The sequence below is a fragment of the Mycolicibacterium lacusdiani genome (assembly GCF_021916785.1).
In the GTDB taxonomy this organism is placed as follows: Bacteria; Actinomycetota; Actinomycetes; order Mycobacteriales; family Mycobacteriaceae; genus Mycobacterium; species Mycobacterium lacusdiani.
The window spans coordinates 181,653-198,123 of the sequence record NZ_JAKCFC010000011.1 but is presented as its reverse complement, the minus strand read 5'-3'; the positions used below and the strand labels follow the sequence as shown (position 1 = coordinate 198,123).

The window sequence follows — 16,471 nt, the reverse complement described above, 5'->3', positions numbered from 1 at the left end:
GATGGTGACGGCCGGCTTGGCCCTGACCGGCGCAGGCTTGTTCCTCGCCACCCCAGCCGAAGCCGACGTCGTTGCCGACCGTCCGTCGACGCACGATGCGGCGGCGTCCTCGGTACGGACGATGCTCGCGTCCAACACGCTGCCGTGGTGGATCGTCGACCCCGCCACGTCCCCGTCCACCGATCGCGCTGCGGCGCCCACCACCGGACGGGCCGCGGCTTCGGCTGCGCCCGACCTGTACGCATTGATGGTTCCCGCCGCGGCCGGACCGACGCGATCTGCCGGTGTTGCCCTCAATCCGCTTGCGGCTCTGATCGGGGCCTTCGTCGGCAACGGTGTCGACGCGGCGGCGGACTGCACCGGGTCGGCCTGCAACGGCGGCAACGGCGGCTTCTTCTTCGGCAACGGCGGTCGGGGGGCCAATGGCGGCCACGGCGGCAGCGCCGGGCTGATCGGCAACGGCGGTCGCGGTGGCGATGCCACGGTCGCCGGGATGGCAGGCGGTGACGGCGGCCGTGGCGGCGTGTTGATCGGCAATGGCGGCGGAGGTGGTCGCGGCGGCAACGGATCCGTCGGATCGACCGGTGCCGCTGGCACGAATGGTGCGACCGGCGTGAGCGGTGATAGAGGGAACGACGGCACCGACGGCGAAGCCGGGACGGACGGGAGTAACGGCGTCGACGGGGCCCCGGGAAGCCGTGGAGTCGACGGCGCAAACGCGAACGGCGTGAACCCCACGCCCGGATCTGCCGCCGGCCCCGCCGGCACCAACGGCGCCACCGGCGGCACGACCAGCGACGGCTTCGGTCAACCTGGTGGCGCCGGGGGTCTCGGCAATCCCGGCGGCAACGGCGGCAACGGCGGCACGGGGATCAACCAAGGAGGCGCCGGCGGCGCTGGTGGTCCCGGAGTCGTTGGCGCCGTTGGCGGTAACGGCGGCACGGGCGGGACTGCCGTGGAAGGCGGGACGGGCGGAGTCGGCGGGACCGGCGGAGCCGGCGCCAGCGGAGGCAACGGCGGTGCCGGCGGCGACGGCGCCGCGGGGGGCGATGGTGGAGCCGGAGGAGTCGGCGGGACCGGCGCCAACGGGGGCGCCGGGGGTCGAGGAGGCTCGGGCATCGGGTCGCTCGGGGCGGGCGGAGCGGGCGGGGCCGGCGGCTCGGGAGCCAATGGAGGGACCGCTGGCGCCGGTGCGGACGGCGCGTCGGGCCTGAACGGCACCAACGGCACGAACGGCACTCGCGGCGGGAACGGCACCGATGGCACCAGCGGGGGCACCGGAGGCCCCGGCGGCAACGGCACCGCAGGCGGCGCCGGATCGTCGGGCACGGCCGCCGGCGCGGGTGGACGCGGTGGCGCCGGTGGACTCTTCGGATCGGGTGGCGCAGGCGGCGCAGGCGGCATGGGTGGCACAGGTGGAACCGGCGGTGTCGGCGGCTCCGGCGGCAATGGCGGAGTTGGTGGCGACGGCGGCAACGCGGGCAACGGCGGTACGGGTGGACGCGGTGGCGACGCAGGCAACGGGGGCGCAGGAGGCGACGGCGGCAACGGGGGCAGCGCCAACGGCGCGGCGGGCGGCAACGGGGGCCGCGGTGGCGATGGCGGCCAGTTCGGGCTCGAACGTGGCCCCGGCGGCGTGGGTGGCGCCGGTGGCGCCGGTGGCGCCGCAGGCACTGCGGGATCCGGCGGTTCGGGCGGATCCGGCGGCGCCGCAGGACAAGCCGGTTCGGGCGGGTCCGGAGGGCTGGCGGGGCAGGCCGGTAACGGCGGAGCAGGTGGCACGGGTGGATCGGGAGCCGTCGGCGGCGTCGGCGGATCGGGTGGATCGGGCGGTGCGGCAGGCGCGGGTGGCTCCGGCGGACTGTTCGGCAACCGCGGTGCCACTGGACAGCAGGGCGCCGCAGGCGGGAACGGAGCCTCTGGCGAGGACGGCCGCGACGGAACCAGCGGCGCGGTCGGTGCCAACGGTGCCGTCGGCACCAGCACGGGCGGGACGGACGGCACGGCGGGAACGGGAGGCTCCGCGGGCACGAACGGTGCGGCCGGCACCGCCACCAAGGGAGCCGACGGCCAGAAGGGCGCCGACGGTCGGCCGGCCGCGAACGGCAACCCATCCGGCGTCGACTGACGCCGCCTGACGCGCGTTCCGCCGACGGGTCGTTGTCGCCCGCCAACCACCACGCTGGGGCAGAATTCGTCTGACGTCGGCCGGCAGGAGGTGTGCGACGAGCGACCCCAAGTCGGCTGTCACGCTTCGTCAGCTGCGGTACTTCGCCGTGCTCGGCGAGGAACTGAACTACCGGCGCGCCGCCGAGCGACTGTTCATCACCCAGCCCGCGCTGTCGACCGCGATCAAGGCGCTCGAGCACGCATTCGGCGTCACCCTCTTTACCCGCAGCACCCGCGAGGTCGCGCTGACCGATCTCGGCGCTGCGTGGCTACCGCAGGTACAGCAGGCCCTCTCAGGAGTGGACGCCGTCGTCGCCAACCTCGTCACGCTCTCGGGCACCCGACACGGCGTACTTCGACTCGGCTACCTGATCGGCACCGGCGCGGATCTCCTGTTCCGGTTGGTTCGGCACTTCGAGGCGGTGTACCCAGACGTCACGGTCGAGCCGATCGAGTACGACTTCGGTGACCCCACCGCGGGCCTTGGCGACGGCACCACCGAAGTGGCGATCATCCGGCCGCCGGTCGATCTGCCCGAACATCGCATGCTGATGCTCGACTCCGAGTCCTGGGTGGCATGCCTGCCGCGCGACCACCGACTCGCCGAGCGCACCGAGGTCCAGATCGCCGAACTGCTCGACGATCCCATCGTCTGCGCGCCGCTGACGGCCGGGCCCTGGCGGGACTACTGGCTGGCGATGGACGTCCGCGGCAACCGGCCGCCCACCATCGCCGCGATCGCGGCGACGTACGAGGCGGAGACGACGTCGATCGCGCGCGGTCTGGGCATCAGCTTCACGACGTCATCGGTGGCCCGGTTCTACGACCGGCCGGGGATCGTCTACGTGCCGATCACGGATCGACCGCCCAGCCATACGGCTCTCGCGTGGCATCCAGCCAGACTCTCGCCGCAAGCGGATGCCCTGGTCAGGCTGGTCCAATCGCAGTGGAGCTTCGGTGACGCATCCACCGTCGCACCGATTGATAACTCCGCGTTATGAGTAGATCAAATCATTGAACTTCCGGTGAACGGCTGACGGGGCTTTCCTGTCATCAGTCGTTTTCCCGACCCGTCACCCCGCTGGAGTGCTCATGACCGACACACCCGTACGACCGACCGACCCGGCGCCGCCGGCGCTGAACGCCGAGGACGCCAAGCTGGCGGAACTCGGCTACACCCAGAAACTCGACCGCTCGGTCGGCACACTCGCGTCGTTCGCGATCGGCTTCGCCACGATCAGCGCCACCACCGCGGTGTTCACCGGCTTCGGCGCCGGCTACTTCACCGCAGGCGCACCGTTCGTCTGGACGCTGCTGCTGGCAGGCGCGGTGTTCGCGCTGTGGACGTTCATTGCGGCCGACCTCACCGCCAAGCTCCCGCTCGCCGGCTACTCATACCAGTGGATCAGCCGCATCAACGGTCCCGACCTCGCGTGGTTCACCGGCTTCATCGCCCTGATGGGCTGGGTGTGCGGCATGACCGGAGTCGGCTTCATCCTGTCCGGGTACCTCGGCGGACTGATGGGCTGGACGCTGACCCAGAGCACGCAGATCCTGCTCGCGATCGCCGTCGTCTTCGTCTGCGTGCTGATCAACATCTACGGCGTGCGGTTCGCCACGATGGTCAACAACATCGGCGTCAGCCTCGAACTCGTGATCACCGTCGGCGCCACCGCACTGATCGCCATCATCGCGTTCTCGGCGCCGGAGAACCACCAGCCGATTTCGGTGCTGTTCACCGGCGGCGAGTCCGGCGACAAGGACTCCTACATGCTGGCCTGGCTGGCCGCCGCACTCGGCCCGTTCTTCGGCCTGATCGGCGTGGAGTCCGGTGCCGACGTCGCCGAGGAGACCAAGAACGCCCGCCACGTCGTGCCGAAGACCATGTTCTACGCACTCGTCACGTCGATCGTGATCGAACTACTCATGTACGTCGTCTACGTGCTCGCCATCAAGGACGTGGCGGCGGTCGAGGCCAACTCATCCGCACCGATCGAGGAGATCATCACCCAGCAGGCCGGGCCGCTCGTCACCAAGATCATCGTGGCGGTCGCGCTCACCAACATCCTCGCCTGCCTGCTGGCCAACATCCTGGTCGCGACGCGGCTCACCTACTCGATGGCCCGCGACAACATGCTGCCGTTCTCCAAGGTGTGGCGGCACGTCTCGCCGACGCGAAAGACGCCCACGTTCGCGGTGATTGGGCTCGGAGTCCTGTCCACGATGCTGCTGCTGTCGGCGCTGGTCAACGAGAAGGCGTTCAACTACATCATCGGCATCGCGTCGCTGCTGTTCTTCTTCGTCTACATCCTGCAGACGATCGGCCTGCTCGTCGGCTACCGCAAGGGCACTATCCCCGCACCGGAGCCCGGCACGTTCGACCTCGGCCGCTGGCGCCTGCCCCTCTACGTCACCGCCCTCGTGGTGTTCCTCGGCGTCGCCGTGGCACTGCTCTTCCTCCCGCAGTTCACCAGCAACAAGTGGGTCTTCCTCGGCATCGTCGTCATCGCGGCGATCTGGTGGGCCACCGGCCTGAAGTCGCGGCTACGCAATGGCGACGCCGGTGCCACCTACGCCAAGACCCACGACCTCTGATCCCCGAAAGGACCTACTCCTCATGACTTCGACCTCCCTGGGTACCAGCAACCTCGTCGCCGTCGAACCCGGCGCCATCCGCGAGGACACCCCGCCCGGTTCGGTGATCCAGTACAGCGACTACGAACTCGACACCTCGAGCCCCTTCGCCGGCGGCGTGGCGTGGATCGAGGGCGAGTACATGCCCGCCGAGGACGCGAAGATCTCGATCTTCGACACCGGGTTCGGCCACTCCGACCTGACCTACACCGTGGCCCACGTGTGGCACGGCAACGTCTTTCGGCTCGGCGACCACTTGGACCGCCTCCTCGATGGCGCACGCAAGCTGCGCCTGGACGCCGGGATGACCAAGGACGAACTCGCCGACATCACCAAGCGGTGCATCGCGATGTCCCAGCTGCGCGAGTCGTTCGTGAATCTGACCGTCACGCGCGGGTACGGACGGCGCAAGGGCGAGAAGGACCTCAGCAAGCTGACCCACCAGGTCTACATCTACGCGATCCCCTACCTGTGGGCGTTCCCGCCCGCCGAGCAGATCTTCGGCACCACCGCGATCGTGCCGCGGCACGTGCGCCGCGCAGGCCGCAACACCGTCGACCCGACGATCAAGAACTACCAGTGGGGCGACCTGACGGCGGCCAGCTTCGAGGCCAAGGACCGCGGAGCGCGTACCGCGATCCTGCTCGACTCCGACAGCTGCGTCGCCGAGGGCCCGGGCTTCAACGTCTGCATCGTCAAGGACGGCAAGCTGGCCTCGCCGTCACGAAATGCGTTGCCGGGCATCACCCGCAAGACGGTGTTCGAGATCGCCGACGCCATGGGCATCGAGGCCACGCTGCGCGACGTCACCAGCCACGAGCTGTACGAGGCCGACGAGATCATGGCCGTGACCACCGCCGGCGGCGTCACGCCGATCAACTCGCTCGACGGCGAGCCCATCGGCTCCGGTGAACCCGGCCCCATGACGGTGGCGATCCGCGACCGGTTCTGGGCCCTGATGGACGAGCCGGGACCCCTGATCGAGGCGATCGACTACTGATCGACGCGATTCGTGGAACTTTTCCTGCGCGCACCGCGGGAAATGTTCCACGAATCGCCGTTGGGCGCGAGATCCGTTGTGATCATGACTGTTTCCCGTCCTCCGATCGGTCGAACTGCCCGCCGTTTGCGACGGAAGTCGCCGGGTACCGCCCGCGTCGTCCCAGTCCGATACGCACTCAGGAGGCACACGATGGCGACAGGAGAAACCGGGTTCGACGACGTGACGTTCGATCTCATCTCGGTGCAGTACCACTCACTCAAGGCGGGCCACGACTACGGGCAGTACGTGCGCGACGCACGCAACGCCGGTCTCGACGACGTGGCGTCGTTCTTCGAGGAGGTCATGTCCCAGGACTCGGAGCGGGCAGCGCGCTGTCACCAATTCCTCGGGCAGCTGCAGAGTTCCAACGCCTAGGAGCGACTCGTGGAACATTTCCTGCGCGCACCGCAGGAAATGTTCCACGAATCGCCATGGTCAGGGGAGGATCGAGTCCACGTAACCCCCGTCGACGCGCAGGGCGCCCCCGGTGGTGGCCGAGGACAGCGGAGACGCCAGGTACGTCACCATGTTGGCGATCTCGTTCGGCTCGATCAGCCTCTGCAGCAACGACTGTGGGCGGTGCTTGCGCACGAACTCGCGCTGCGCGTCGTCCCACGACAGGTCCTTGTCGACCAGTTCGTAGACGAAGTCCTCGACACCCGCGGTGTGCGTCGGGCCCGCGATCACGGAGTTGACCGTCACGCCGGTACCCGCCGCGTCCTTGGCGAATCCGCGCGACACCGCCAGCAGCGCCGTCTTGGAGACGCCGTAGTGAATCATCTCCTCGGGGATGACGACCGCGGAGTCGCTGGCGATCTGGATGGCCCTGCCCCACCCCCGCTCGACCATTCCCGGCAGGTACGTGCGGATCAGCCGGACCGCCGCGAGGACGTTGACGTCGAAGTAGTACCGCCACTGCTCGTCGGTGATCTCGCGGGCGGGCACGGCGCCGAAGATGCCGAGATTGTTGACCAAGACGTCGACGGCGGGCAGTTCGCGCAGGAGCTGGTCCACGCCGTCGGCGGTGCTGACGTCGACCGCGACCCCGACGACGTCGGCGCCCGTCTTGCGCAGGTCCGCGACCGCGGCGTCGACGCGGTCAGCCGAGCGGCCGTTGACCGCGACCCGGGCGCCGCTGGCTGCCAGTCCCTCGGCGATGGCGTACCCGATGCCCTGGGTCGAGCCGGTGACGAGTGCGGTCTTGCCCGAAAGGTCGATGTTCACGGGTTGGTACTACCACCGCGTGACCGCATCTATTCCGACTTGGATTCCTCGGAGTTGGATTCCTCGGCATCCGGCTGCACCGTCTCGTTGTCGATCTGGCCCGGCTGGCCATCGACCTCGTGCTTGGCGAGTTCGCGCTTCAGGATCTTGCCGGTCGGATTGCGCGGCAGCTCGTCGAGGAAGACGACCTCGCGGGGCACCTTGTAGCGCGCCAGGTTCTCCTTGACGTAGGCCTTGACCGTGTCCTCGTCGATGCTCGCACCGTCGGTCTTGACCACGAACGCTCGCAGGCGGTGGCCCCACTCCTCGTCCTCGACGCCGATCGCCGTGGCCTCCACCACCTCGGGGTGACCGCTGATCAGGTCTTCGACCTCGGCGGGGAAGACGTTCTCGCCGCCGCAGACGATCATCTCGTCGTCACGACCGCTGACGTAGAGCAGCCCGTGCTCGTCGAAGTATCCGACGTCGCCCGACGACATCAGCCCGTCGATGATCTGCTTGTGTCCGCCGCCGGTGTAGCCCTCGAACGGGAAGGTGTTGCCCACGAAGATTCGGCCGACCTCGCCCTGGGGAACCTCCTTGCCGTTCTCGTCGAAGAGCTTCACCCGCACGCCCTTGACCACGGGGCCGACGGTGGTCGGATTGATCTCCAGGTCCTGCGGCCGCGCGATCGTGGCGTACGCGATCTCGGTCGACCCGTAGAGGTTGTAGACGACAGGACCGAGCGTCTTCATAGCGCGGGTGGCCAGTTCACCACCGAGCTGTGAGCCGGACACGAACACGATGCGCAGGCTCGACAGGTCCGGCTTCTTGTCCATGGCGTCAAGCGCGTCCAGGATGCGCGACAGCATCACTGGCACGACGACCATCGCCGTCACGCGGCGCTTCTCGATGTCGGCGAGCACGGTGTCGGGCTTGAACCGGCGGCGCAGCACCAGCGTGCATCCGAGCATCATCGCGATGGTCGCGTGCAGCAGGCCCAGCGCGTGGAACATCGGTGCGGGCAACGACGTCACCTCGCCGGCCTTGAACGGCACGTGTGACAACACGCCGCCGATCGGCGCGAGCGACGGCGGGGAACTGCGGTTGGCGCCCTTGGGCGTTCCGGTGGTGCCACTGGTGAGGATGATGATCTTGGCGTGCTTGTCGACCTTCGGCGCCGGGCCGCTGTTCGCGTTGCGCTCGATCAGGTCGGCGAGCGTCTCGTCGTTGCTCTCGTGCGGCTGTTCACCGGAGGCATCGGCGGCGTCGGCCTTGTCCGGGTTGGTCGGCAGCGCGCGCAGCTTGCCCAGCTCCGGACTGGCTGCCGACACCGCCTTCGTGTACTCGTCGTCGTGAATGATCAGCTTGGCGCCCTCGCGTTCGGACACCTCCTTGATCTGCGGGCCCGAGAACTCGCTGTTCAGCAGGATGATGCGGGCACCGACGCGGGCCGCGCCGTAGAAGGCGATCGGGAACCAGCGGTGGTTGCGGATCAGCAACGCCACGCCGTCACCGCTGCGCACGCCCTTCGCCAGGAGGCCGTGAGCGACGGCATTGGCGGCGTCGTCGAGTTCGCCGAAGCTCAGCTCGCCGTCGTCGTCGATGACGGCCTTGCGGTGCGGCCACCGGCGCGCGTTCAGCGCCGGGATCATCCCGAACTCGCCCCAGCGCCGGATGTCCGCCAACATCGCCGCCATCGCTTGCGGCGCTTCGACTTTCAGCGCACCCGCCTCGAACATCTTGCGGGCGTAGTGCAGTTCGGCAGCGCCGCGCTCCACGTACCGCCCGGCGGACTCGCGCACCAACGTCGACAGGTCAGTGATGTTCACCATGCCGTCAGCCTATGTGACGCGCGTCCCGTCGAGGCCGGATCCGTGACCCATTTCTGGCGGTTGCGCGCCTACCATGGCGACATGGCGAACGCGCTGTCCCTGGACGTCGGCGGGCGCACGCTGAAGATCACCAATCCGGACAAGGTGGTCTTCCCCGGCCAGGATGGCGACGCCGACGTCGCCAAGCTCGACCTGATCCAGTACTACCTGTCGGTGGCCGACGGGGCGCTGCGCGGGGTCGCGGGCCGACCGATGATCCTGAAGCGCTTCGTCAAGGGCATCACCGAAGAGGCGGTCTTCCAGAAGCGCGCTCCCGAGAACCGGCCGGACTGGATCGACGTCGCGGAGTTGAAGTACGCCTCGGGCACGTCGGCCAAGGAGGCCGTGCTGCGCGAGCCGGCCGGCCTGGTGTGGGCGGTCAACCTCGGCTGCGTCGACCTCAACCCGCACCCCGTGCAGGCCGAGGATCTCGAGCACCCCGACGAACTACGCGTCGACCTCGACCCGATGCCGGGGGTCGAGTGGCCCCAGATCGTCGACGTCGCTCTGGTCGCCCGCGACGTGCTCGCCGACTTCGGCCTCACCGCCTGGCCCAAGACCTCCGGATCCAAGGGCTTCCACGTGTACGCGCGGATCGCGCCGCACTGGCCCTACAAGCAGGTGCGGCTGGCGGCGGAGACCATCGCCCGCGAGGTGGAACTGCGCGCGCCGGACCTGGCCACCAGCCGATGGTGGAAGGAGGAGCGCGAGGGCGTCTTCGTCGACTTCAACCAGAACGCCAAGGACCGCACCGTCGCTTCGGCCTACTCGGTGCGTTCGCGACCCGATGCCAGGGTGTCCACCCCGTTGCGGTGGGACGAGGTGCCCACCTGCAGGCCCGAGGAGTTCACCGTTCGCACGGTGCCTGCCCGCTACGCCGATCTCGGCGATCCGTGGGAGGGCATGGACGACGCACCCGGCGGCCTCGACCAACTCCTCGAGCGCGCGAAGGAACTCGGCCCGGCCGAGAAGGCGCCGCGCGGCGCACGCCGCGCGAACGGCGCCGGTGGTCGAGTCTCACCCATGCCGCTGATCGAGATCGCCCGCACCAAGACCAAGGACGAGGCGATGGCCGCGTTGGAGACGTGGAAGGGCAAATACCCCGCGGCCGCCGAACGGCTGAAACCCGTCGACGTCCTGGTCGACGGCATGCGGGGGCCCAGTTCGATCTGGTACCGCATCAGGATCAACCTCCAGCACGTACCCGAGGACGAGCGGCCACCACAGGAGGCCCTACTGGCCGACTACTCGCCGTGGGAGAAGTACACCGGCCCGCAGGGACGGCCCTGATCCGGGCGGCGCGGGAGTTCTTAGCAACTGTTTAGTGCTGACTCCCCAGTACCTTAACTTCGGCCCATAACTTCGGTACTACGTCGAAGACCTCTTCGACCGAGCATCGAAGGGAGACTGGCCATGGGCATCACCACCCACGTTCCGGCTTCGAAATCCCCGTTCCGGTACGGCAACCCGACGATCGACTGCAAGGGCGCAGAAGTACACACGCTCTGCAGGCAGATGGCCTCGGTCATGTCCATCACCGGTGCCGTCGATGCGACCAACGTCGGCTGCCTCGTCGACCGTGCTCTGCACTGCGTCATCCCCGAGAAGGCGTTCATCCTCGACCTCAGTGGCGTGGAGTCGTTCGCCAAGGCGGGCGTCGAACTGCTCGACGCGATCGACCAGGCCTGCTACGACGCAGGCGTCGAGTGGTCATTGGTGGCCGACGAGGAACTGGCCCGCGTCCTGCGCTCGCATGCCCAGGATCCGCAGTTGCCCATCACCCGCTCGGTTCCCGAAGCGCTGCACCACTTCTCGGACGTCGCCGACGAGCGTCGACGCCTCCTGCCCATCCTCACCAAGTCCGCTTAGTCGAGAAGGATAGAAACCATGTTGCTCGACGTTCGTTGGTTGGCCCATCTGCTGCGCGGTCGGCGCAGGCACCACGCGGCCTTAGGCCACGCACACCCGTAGTAGTCAGTTCACCAGCGACGCGACGGCGACCGCGATGGGGGTCTCCCCGCCGATCACCTCGAAGGTGACCCCCGCGGTCCCGTCGTCGTCGACCACCGCCGCCAGCACGGCAGCCACGTCGCTGCGGGAGATGCTGCCGCGGCCCGTCTTCTCGGCCACCGTCACCTGACCCGTTGCCGGCTCGTCGGTCAACAACCCGGGCCGGATGATGGTCGTGGCCAGTTCGCGTCGACCCAGTACGTCGCGGTCTGCTGCGGCCTTGGCCCGCAGGTACGCCGAGAACACGGCGTCGTCGCCGTCACCTTCTGGCGCCTCGTCGGCACCCATCGCAGACACCATGACGTAGCGGCGCACGCCCGCGGCGATCGCCGCGTCGGCCAGCAGCACGGCTGCGGCCCGATCCACGGTGTCCTTTCGCTCGACACCGCTACCGGGGCCCGCGCCGGCGGCGAACACCACGGCATCGGCGCCGCGCAAGTGCTCGGCGACCTCGTCGACCCCCGCGTTCTCGAGGTCCACCACGAGCGCGCGGGCACCGTTGGCTTCGAGGTCGGGCGCCTGATCGGGGTTGCGGATCAGGCCCGCCACCGAGTCGCCCCGGTCGCTCAGCAGGCGCTCGAGGTGCAGGGCGATCTTGCCGTGCCCGCCGGCGATGACCACGTGTTTGTTCACCCGTCCCACAGTAGGCCCGGTCATCAGGTGGCCGATGAGCCAGTCGGCCCGTGGGGTGAGAACACACCCGTGTTCGACACGGAGTCCGTGATCAGCAGCGCCGTGAAGCCGACCGCGAGGGCTACCAGGCACACCACGACGCACATCAGTGCCGTTCCCAGGAACTCACCGAAGTCACGCTTGGTCATCGTCATCATGATCAGTGCAACCGCGAGGGCCCCCGTTTAATGCCGGTTTCAGGTCGTCACGATGCGAAGACCTGGGAGTCGTCCGCGAAGGCCTTGAACTCCAGGGCATTGCCCGCGGGATCCAGCAGGAACATGGTCCACTGCTCCCCCGGCTGACCCTCGAAGCGGACGTAGGGCTCGATCACGAACTCGACGTCCGCGTTCCGCAATCGCTCCGCGAGGTCGTGGAAGTCGACGACGGTGAGGATCAGCCCGAAGTGCGGGACCGGAACGTCGTGGCCATCGACGGGGTTGTGAATCGGCCGCACCCGACCCGGCGCCAGGTGCGTGACGAACTGATGGCCCCTCAGGTTCCAGTCCACCCACGACTCCGAGCTGCGGCCCTGCTCGAGCCCGAGCACCTCGCCGTAGAACCGGCGCGCGGCAGCCAGGTCGTCGACCGGCATGGCCAAGTGGAACCTCGGTAACGGTAATCCGAAATCGGTCATGTCAGCCATCCTCCGCTGTCAGGAAACGCCCAGCTAGCGCGGTAGAAACATTGCCCTCGAATGTTCTGCGGATACAGGTGTCGCGCCGCCGCGAAACGGGCACTGTTGTGTGAGGTACCGCACACGCGGTCGGAGAGGCAGCGACGCATGGGCGGCAAGTTGCGCAGTTTGACGCGGTGGAGTGTGGCTCCCGCGCGAGACGTCGAGACGGCGACCACGCCGAAGGTGAACGTCCTGCGGGGGTTGGCGGCCAGGGCGACCACACCGCTGCTTCCCGACGACTACCTGAAGCTGATCAACCCGCTCTGGTCGGCACGGGAACTGCGCGGCGTCGTCGTGGACGTCCGCCGCGAGACCGAGGACTCGGCGACGGTCATCATCAAGCCCGGCTGGGGCTTCAGCGGGAACTACCTCCCCGGCCAGTACCTGGGCATCGGCCTGCGGGTCGACGGCAAGTGGCATTGGCGCTCGTACTCGCTGACGTCGGTTCCCAAGCAGGACGGCGGCCACGTGTCGATCACCGTCAAGGCCACACCCGAGGGTTTCCTGTCCACCCACCTCGTCAACGGCGTGCAGCCGGGCACGGTCGTTCGATTGGCCACGCCCAAGGGGGATTTCGCGCTGCCAGATCCGGCGCCCCCGGCACTGCTGTTCATCACGGCGGGCAGCGGCATCACGCCGATCATGGCGATGCTCCGTTCGCTCAAGGCGCGCGGCGAACGGCCGGACATCGTGCACGTCCACAGCGCCCGCACCGCCGAGGACGTGATCTTCCACGACGAGTTGCGCACGCTGGAGCGCGAGCAGCCCAACTACCGGCTGCATCTGCAGCTGACGGCGGAGATGGGCAAGATCGACTTCGCCGAGTTGGACGAGGTGGTCGCCGACTGGGCCGACCGCTCCGCGTGGGCGTGCGGCCCAGCGGAGATGCTCGACGCCGCCGAGGACACCTGGACCCAGGCCGGGGTGCGGGACTCCCTGCACACCGAGCGCTTCACGATCGCCCGCACCGACAAGGGCGGCGAGGGCGGGACGGTCCTGTTCAAGAAGTCCGGCCAGAGCGTCGACGTGGACGGCGCGACCACGCTGCTCCAGGCCGGCGAGGACGCCGGCATCCAGATGCCCTTCGGGTGCCGCATGGGCATCTGTCAATCCTGCGTTCTCCCACTGGAATCCGGTTACGTCCGGGACATCCGGTCGGGTAACGAGCACGGCGAAGGCGACCGAATCCAGACCTGCATCTCGACCGCATCCGGCGACTGCACCATCGACATCTAAGGCGACGACATGGCCATCAGCGACATCAAGCAGTACACCCACCTCTCCGCGGAGGACGTCGAGGAGTTGGGACGCGAACTCGACGCGATCCGAGCCGACATCGAGGAGTCGCGCGGCGAGCGCGACGCCCGCTACATCCGCCGGGCGATCCAGTTGCAGCGCGGCCTCGTGGTCGGCAGCCGCGTGGTCCTGATGGCGAGCCGCAACCGGTACGCCTGGGCTTTGGGCACCGCGATGCTCGCCACCGGGAAGATCATCGAGAACATGGAACTCGGCCACAACATCACCCACGGTCAGTGGGACTGGATGAACGATCCCGAGATCCACTCCACCGAATGGGAGTGGGACACGACGTCTCCCACGGAACACTGGAAGAAGTCGCACAACTACATCCATCACAAGTACACCAACATCGTCGGCCTCGACGACGACATCGGTTACGGCATCATGCGTCTCACGCGCGACCAGCGCTGGGAGAAGTGGATGATCGGCAACCCGATCTACAACCTGTTGCTCGGCACGCTCTTCGAGTGGGGCGTCGCCCTGCACGGGGTCGAAACGACCAAGTGGCGCAAGGGCGAAAAGTCGATGGCCGAGGTCCGCAAGGACCTGAAGATCATCGGCAAGAAGGTCGGCAAGCAGGTCGGCAAGGACTACGTCGTCTTCCCGGCGCTCGCAGGGCCAGGGTGGAAGCACACCCTCGGCGCGAACGCGGTGGCGAACCTGATCCGCAACTACTGGTCGTACATGGTCATCTTCTGCGGCCACTTCCCCGACGGCGCAGAGAAGTTCACGAAGGAGGAGTTCGAGACCGAGACGCAGGCCGAGTGGTACCTGCGCCAGATGCTCGGCTCGGCCAATTTCAATGCAGGCCCGCTGATGGCGTTCATGAGTGGCAACCTCTGCTACCAGATCGAGCACCACATGTTCCCCGACCTGCCGAGCAACCGCTACGCCGAGATCGCGGTCCGGGTGCGTGCACTCTGCGAGAAGTACGACCTGCCCTACACGACGGGGCCCATCCTGCGGCAGTACGGGCAGTCGTTCGTGACGATCGCGAAGCTGGCGCTGCCGGACAAATACCTCAAGGGCACGCCCGACGACGCGCCGGAGACGAACTCGGAGCGCAAGTTCACCCGGACCGATCGGCTACGGAACGCGTACGTCGACCCCGCGACGGGACGCCGTCGTGGGCTGCGGACCGCGATTCGGGAACTGCAGACGGCCAGCGCGGCGTAGCCGGCGCGCCGGTGCCGGCTCAGTACGGCCGTTCACCGGCGGAGTGCCGACACTGCTCGCGGAGGTAGCCGAGGAAGCGCGGCGCCACCTCGGGGACGACGATTGCGGGCAGCATGACGTCCCACAGGTCGGCCATTCGGGTGACCACGTTGGAGTCGCCAGGGGTCAAACCGGCAACGGCCCACGCACCGTATGACGCCGAGGCGACCGATCGGCCGACGACCTCGGGGTCCAGGTCGTTGCGCACGTCGCCCTGCCGCTGACCCCTGTCGAACTGGGCACCCAGCGCATCGGACCACGCCGCGAAGTACCTGCCCGCCTGGCCCGTCGTCCGGCCGACGGTGTGCAGGAGCTGCGACCCGACGCGCACGCTCGCGTCCCTGACGTGCAGCGACGCCACGGCGAACGTTCCCCGGATCGCAGCCTCGACGGCCGGCCCGCCCGCGTCGGTGGCGACGAACGCCGCCAGGACCCTGGTGTTGGCCTCGGCGAGGATGGCCTTCGCCACCGAGTCCTTGTCGCCGAAGTGGTGGTAGAAGGCCCCTCCGGTCATTCCCGACTTGGCGATGATCTCGCGCGTCCCGGTCGCCGGATAACCCTGTTCGGCGAACAATCGGATCGCCGAGTCCATGATCCGGCGACGCGTCACGACAGACCTCGTCTGCACGCGCTTCTCCGACGGGTGTCCACCGTCATCGATCGTCGTGTTCACGTGTCTGGCTTCTTCCGGTAGGCACGTCGCCACCGCATTTCGGTGTACGACTGTTTACTCACCGTACCAAAATGGTGCCGCCAGGGTTAGCGACGTTGATCACAGCCCACAGCAGCGGGCGGGTCCGAGTCAGTTCTGCAGGCCGGCGTCCGCCGCTGTGCGCACGGCGTCGGTCAGCCTCGCGACCAGGGAGCTGTCGAGTTTCCAGCACTGCCAGAACAGTGGCACGTCGAGGTGCGCGTCGGAGATGCGAACCAAGTCGGCGTCGGCTCCGGCCAGCGGTTGTGGGAACATCCCCCACCCCAGACCGGCGCGGACGGCGGCGGCGAAGCCCTCGGCGGTCGGGACGTAGTGCGTCGGCGGCGCGATCGGCCGTTTGAACACCCGGCGCAGGAACATCTCCTGCAGTGCATCGTCGCGATTCCACGCGATGTGCGGCGCGGAGGCGGCGCTGCGAGCGGTGAAACCGCCCCCAAAGTACCGGGCCAGGAAGGAACTCGACGCCGTCGGCACGTAGCGCATCACGCCGAGCCGGCGTACCCGGCAGCCGGGCACCGGCGTCCGCTCGGTCGTGACGGCCCCCATCACGACGCCCTCGCGGAGCAGCCGCGCCGAATGGTCCTGATCCGCGATGCGCAGGTCGAACAGGACCGAGCCCAGGCGCTCGAACACCGACGGGAACCACGTGGCCATCGAATCTGCGTTGACCGCCAACGCTATTCGCGGTGCCGCGACCTGGTCGCCGCCAACCTCGGCCAGCGCCTCGGCCTCCAGCAGGGCGGTCTGCGCCGCCAGGCGCAGCAGCGGCACTCCGGCCGGGGTGACCGTGCAGGGACGCTCGCGGCGCACGAGCACCTGGCCCACCCGCTGTTCGAGTGCCTTGATGCGCTGACTCACCGCCGACGGTGTGACGTGCAGCGACGCTGCCGCGGCGTCGAACGATCCGGTCTCGACCACGGCGGCGAGTGCTGCGAGCTGTTCACCGTCGAGCGCCACGTCGA

16 protein-coding genes are annotated in these 16,471 nt (G+C 68.4%); 9 read left to right on the top strand and 7 right to left on the bottom strand.

The genetic code is table 11. The annotated features are described in order from the left end of the window. Position 1: 1 nt before the first annotated feature. The 5 genes from LOK44_RS29855 to LOK44_RS25980 all read left to right on the top strand — a co-directional run bounded on the left by LOK44_RS29855 (position 2) and on the right by LOK44_RS25980 (position 6,220). A complete protein-coding gene (locus tag LOK44_RS29855) occupies positions 2-2,128 on the top strand; it encodes a hypothetical protein (protein WP_283817924.1) in 2,127 nt (708 codons plus the stop codon). A 64-nt stretch (positions 2,129-2,192) separates the two neighbouring features. Then, the gene (locus LOK44_RS25995) at positions 2,193-3,170 is read left to right on the top strand and encodes a LysR family transcriptional regulator (protein ID WP_308192795.1); all 978 of its coding nucleotides are present in this window, start codon (positions 2,193-2,195) and stop codon (positions 3,168-3,170) included. Positions 3,171-3,261: 91 nt separating this feature from the next. Further along, positions 3,262-4,764 carry an APC family permease gene (locus tag LOK44_RS25990; protein ID WP_237572973.1) on the top strand — a complete coding sequence of 501 codons (1,503 nt, stop codon included), beginning with the start codon at positions 3,262-3,264 and terminating at the stop codon, positions 4,762-4,764. 22 nt (positions 4,765-4,786) lie between these two features. Further along, positions 4,787-5,803, top strand: coding sequence for an aminotransferase class IV (locus tag LOK44_RS25985; protein WP_237572972.1), 1,017 nt, complete (start codon positions 4,787-4,789; stop codon positions 5,801-5,803). A gap of 192 nt (positions 5,804-5,995) precedes the next feature. Then, positions 5,996-6,220, top strand: coding sequence for an acyl carrier protein (locus tag LOK44_RS25980; protein WP_237572971.1), 225 nt, complete (start codon positions 5,996-5,998; stop codon positions 6,218-6,220). A 60-nt stretch (positions 6,221-6,280) separates the two neighbouring features. Here the strand turns inward: LOK44_RS25980 and LOK44_RS25975 are convergent, their stop codons facing one another. Both LOK44_RS25975 and fadD2 read right to left on the bottom strand, forming a co-directional pair. Then, the gene (locus LOK44_RS25975) at positions 6,281-7,069 is read right to left on the bottom strand and encodes an SDR family NAD(P)-dependent oxidoreductase (RefSeq protein ID WP_237572970.1); all 789 of its coding nucleotides are present in this window, start codon (positions 7,067-7,069) and stop codon (positions 6,281-6,283) included. Between the two features lie 29 nt (positions 7,070-7,098). Then, positions 7,099-8,883, bottom strand: coding sequence for a long-chain-fatty-acid--CoA ligase FadD2 (gene fadD2, locus LOK44_RS25970; protein ID WP_237572969.1), 1,785 nt, complete (start codon positions 8,881-8,883; stop codon positions 7,099-7,101). Between the two features lie 81 nt (positions 8,884-8,964). Between fadD2 and LOK44_RS25965 the strand changes: the two genes are divergently transcribed. Together LOK44_RS25965 and LOK44_RS25960 are read left to right on the top strand one after the other, a co-directional pair. Further along, positions 8,965-10,212 (top strand): DNA polymerase domain-containing protein, encoded by a 1,248-nt coding sequence (locus LOK44_RS25965; RefSeq protein ID WP_237572968.1) that lies wholly within the window; start codon positions 8,965-8,967, stop codon positions 10,210-10,212. A 123-nt stretch (positions 10,213-10,335) separates the two neighbouring features. After that, a complete protein-coding gene (locus LOK44_RS25960) occupies positions 10,336-10,791 on the top strand; it encodes an STAS domain-containing protein (RefSeq protein WP_237572967.1) in 456 nt (151 codons plus the stop codon). Positions 10,792-10,896: 105 nt separating this feature from the next. Here the strand turns inward: LOK44_RS25960 and LOK44_RS25955 are convergent, their stop codons facing one another. Genes LOK44_RS25955 through LOK44_RS25945 form a run of 3 tightly spaced genes read right to left on the bottom strand, consistent with a single transcriptional unit; the run spans position 10,897 to position 12,241 of the window. Then, positions 10,897-11,565 (bottom strand): NAD(P)H-binding protein, encoded by a 669-nt coding sequence (locus LOK44_RS25955; RefSeq protein ID WP_237572966.1) that lies wholly within the window; start codon positions 11,563-11,565, stop codon positions 10,897-10,899. Between the two features lie 23 nt (positions 11,566-11,588). Next, positions 11,589-11,753 carry a hypothetical protein gene (locus tag LOK44_RS25950; protein WP_237572965.1) on the bottom strand — a complete coding sequence of 55 codons (165 nt, stop codon included), beginning with the start codon at positions 11,751-11,753 and terminating at the stop codon, positions 11,589-11,591. Between the two features lie 56 nt (positions 11,754-11,809). Beyond that, entirely contained in the window at positions 11,810-12,241 is a 432-nt protein-coding gene (locus tag LOK44_RS25945) for a VOC family protein (RefSeq protein ID WP_372481323.1), read from the bottom strand. 147 nt (positions 12,242-12,388) lie between these two features. On the opposite strand from LOK44_RS25945, the gene LOK44_RS25940 reads away from it, so the two are divergent. Continuing rightward, positions 12,389-13,519: a ferredoxin reductase gene (locus LOK44_RS25940; RefSeq protein ID WP_237572963.1), complete on the top strand. Its 1,131-nt coding sequence runs from the start codon at positions 12,389-12,391 to the stop codon at positions 13,517-13,519. A 9-nt stretch (positions 13,520-13,528) separates the two neighbouring features. Continuing rightward, positions 13,529-14,758, top strand: coding sequence for a fatty acid desaturase family protein (locus LOK44_RS25935; RefSeq protein ID WP_237572962.1), 1,230 nt, complete (start codon positions 13,529-13,531; stop codon positions 14,756-14,758). A gap of 19 nt (positions 14,759-14,777) precedes the next feature. On the opposite strand, the gene LOK44_RS25930 is transcribed toward LOK44_RS25935, so the two are convergent. After that, positions 14,778-15,470, bottom strand: a complete 693-nt coding sequence (locus LOK44_RS25930; protein WP_237572961.1) for a TetR family transcriptional regulator — start codon at positions 15,468-15,470, stop codon at positions 14,778-14,780. Positions 15,471-15,599: 129 nt separating this feature from the next. Further along, positions 15,600-16,466 (bottom strand): LysR family transcriptional regulator ArgP, encoded by an 867-nt coding sequence (locus tag LOK44_RS25925; RefSeq protein ID WP_237572960.1) that lies wholly within the window; start codon positions 16,464-16,466, stop codon positions 15,600-15,602. Between the last annotated feature and the right edge of the window lie 5 nt (positions 16,467-16,471).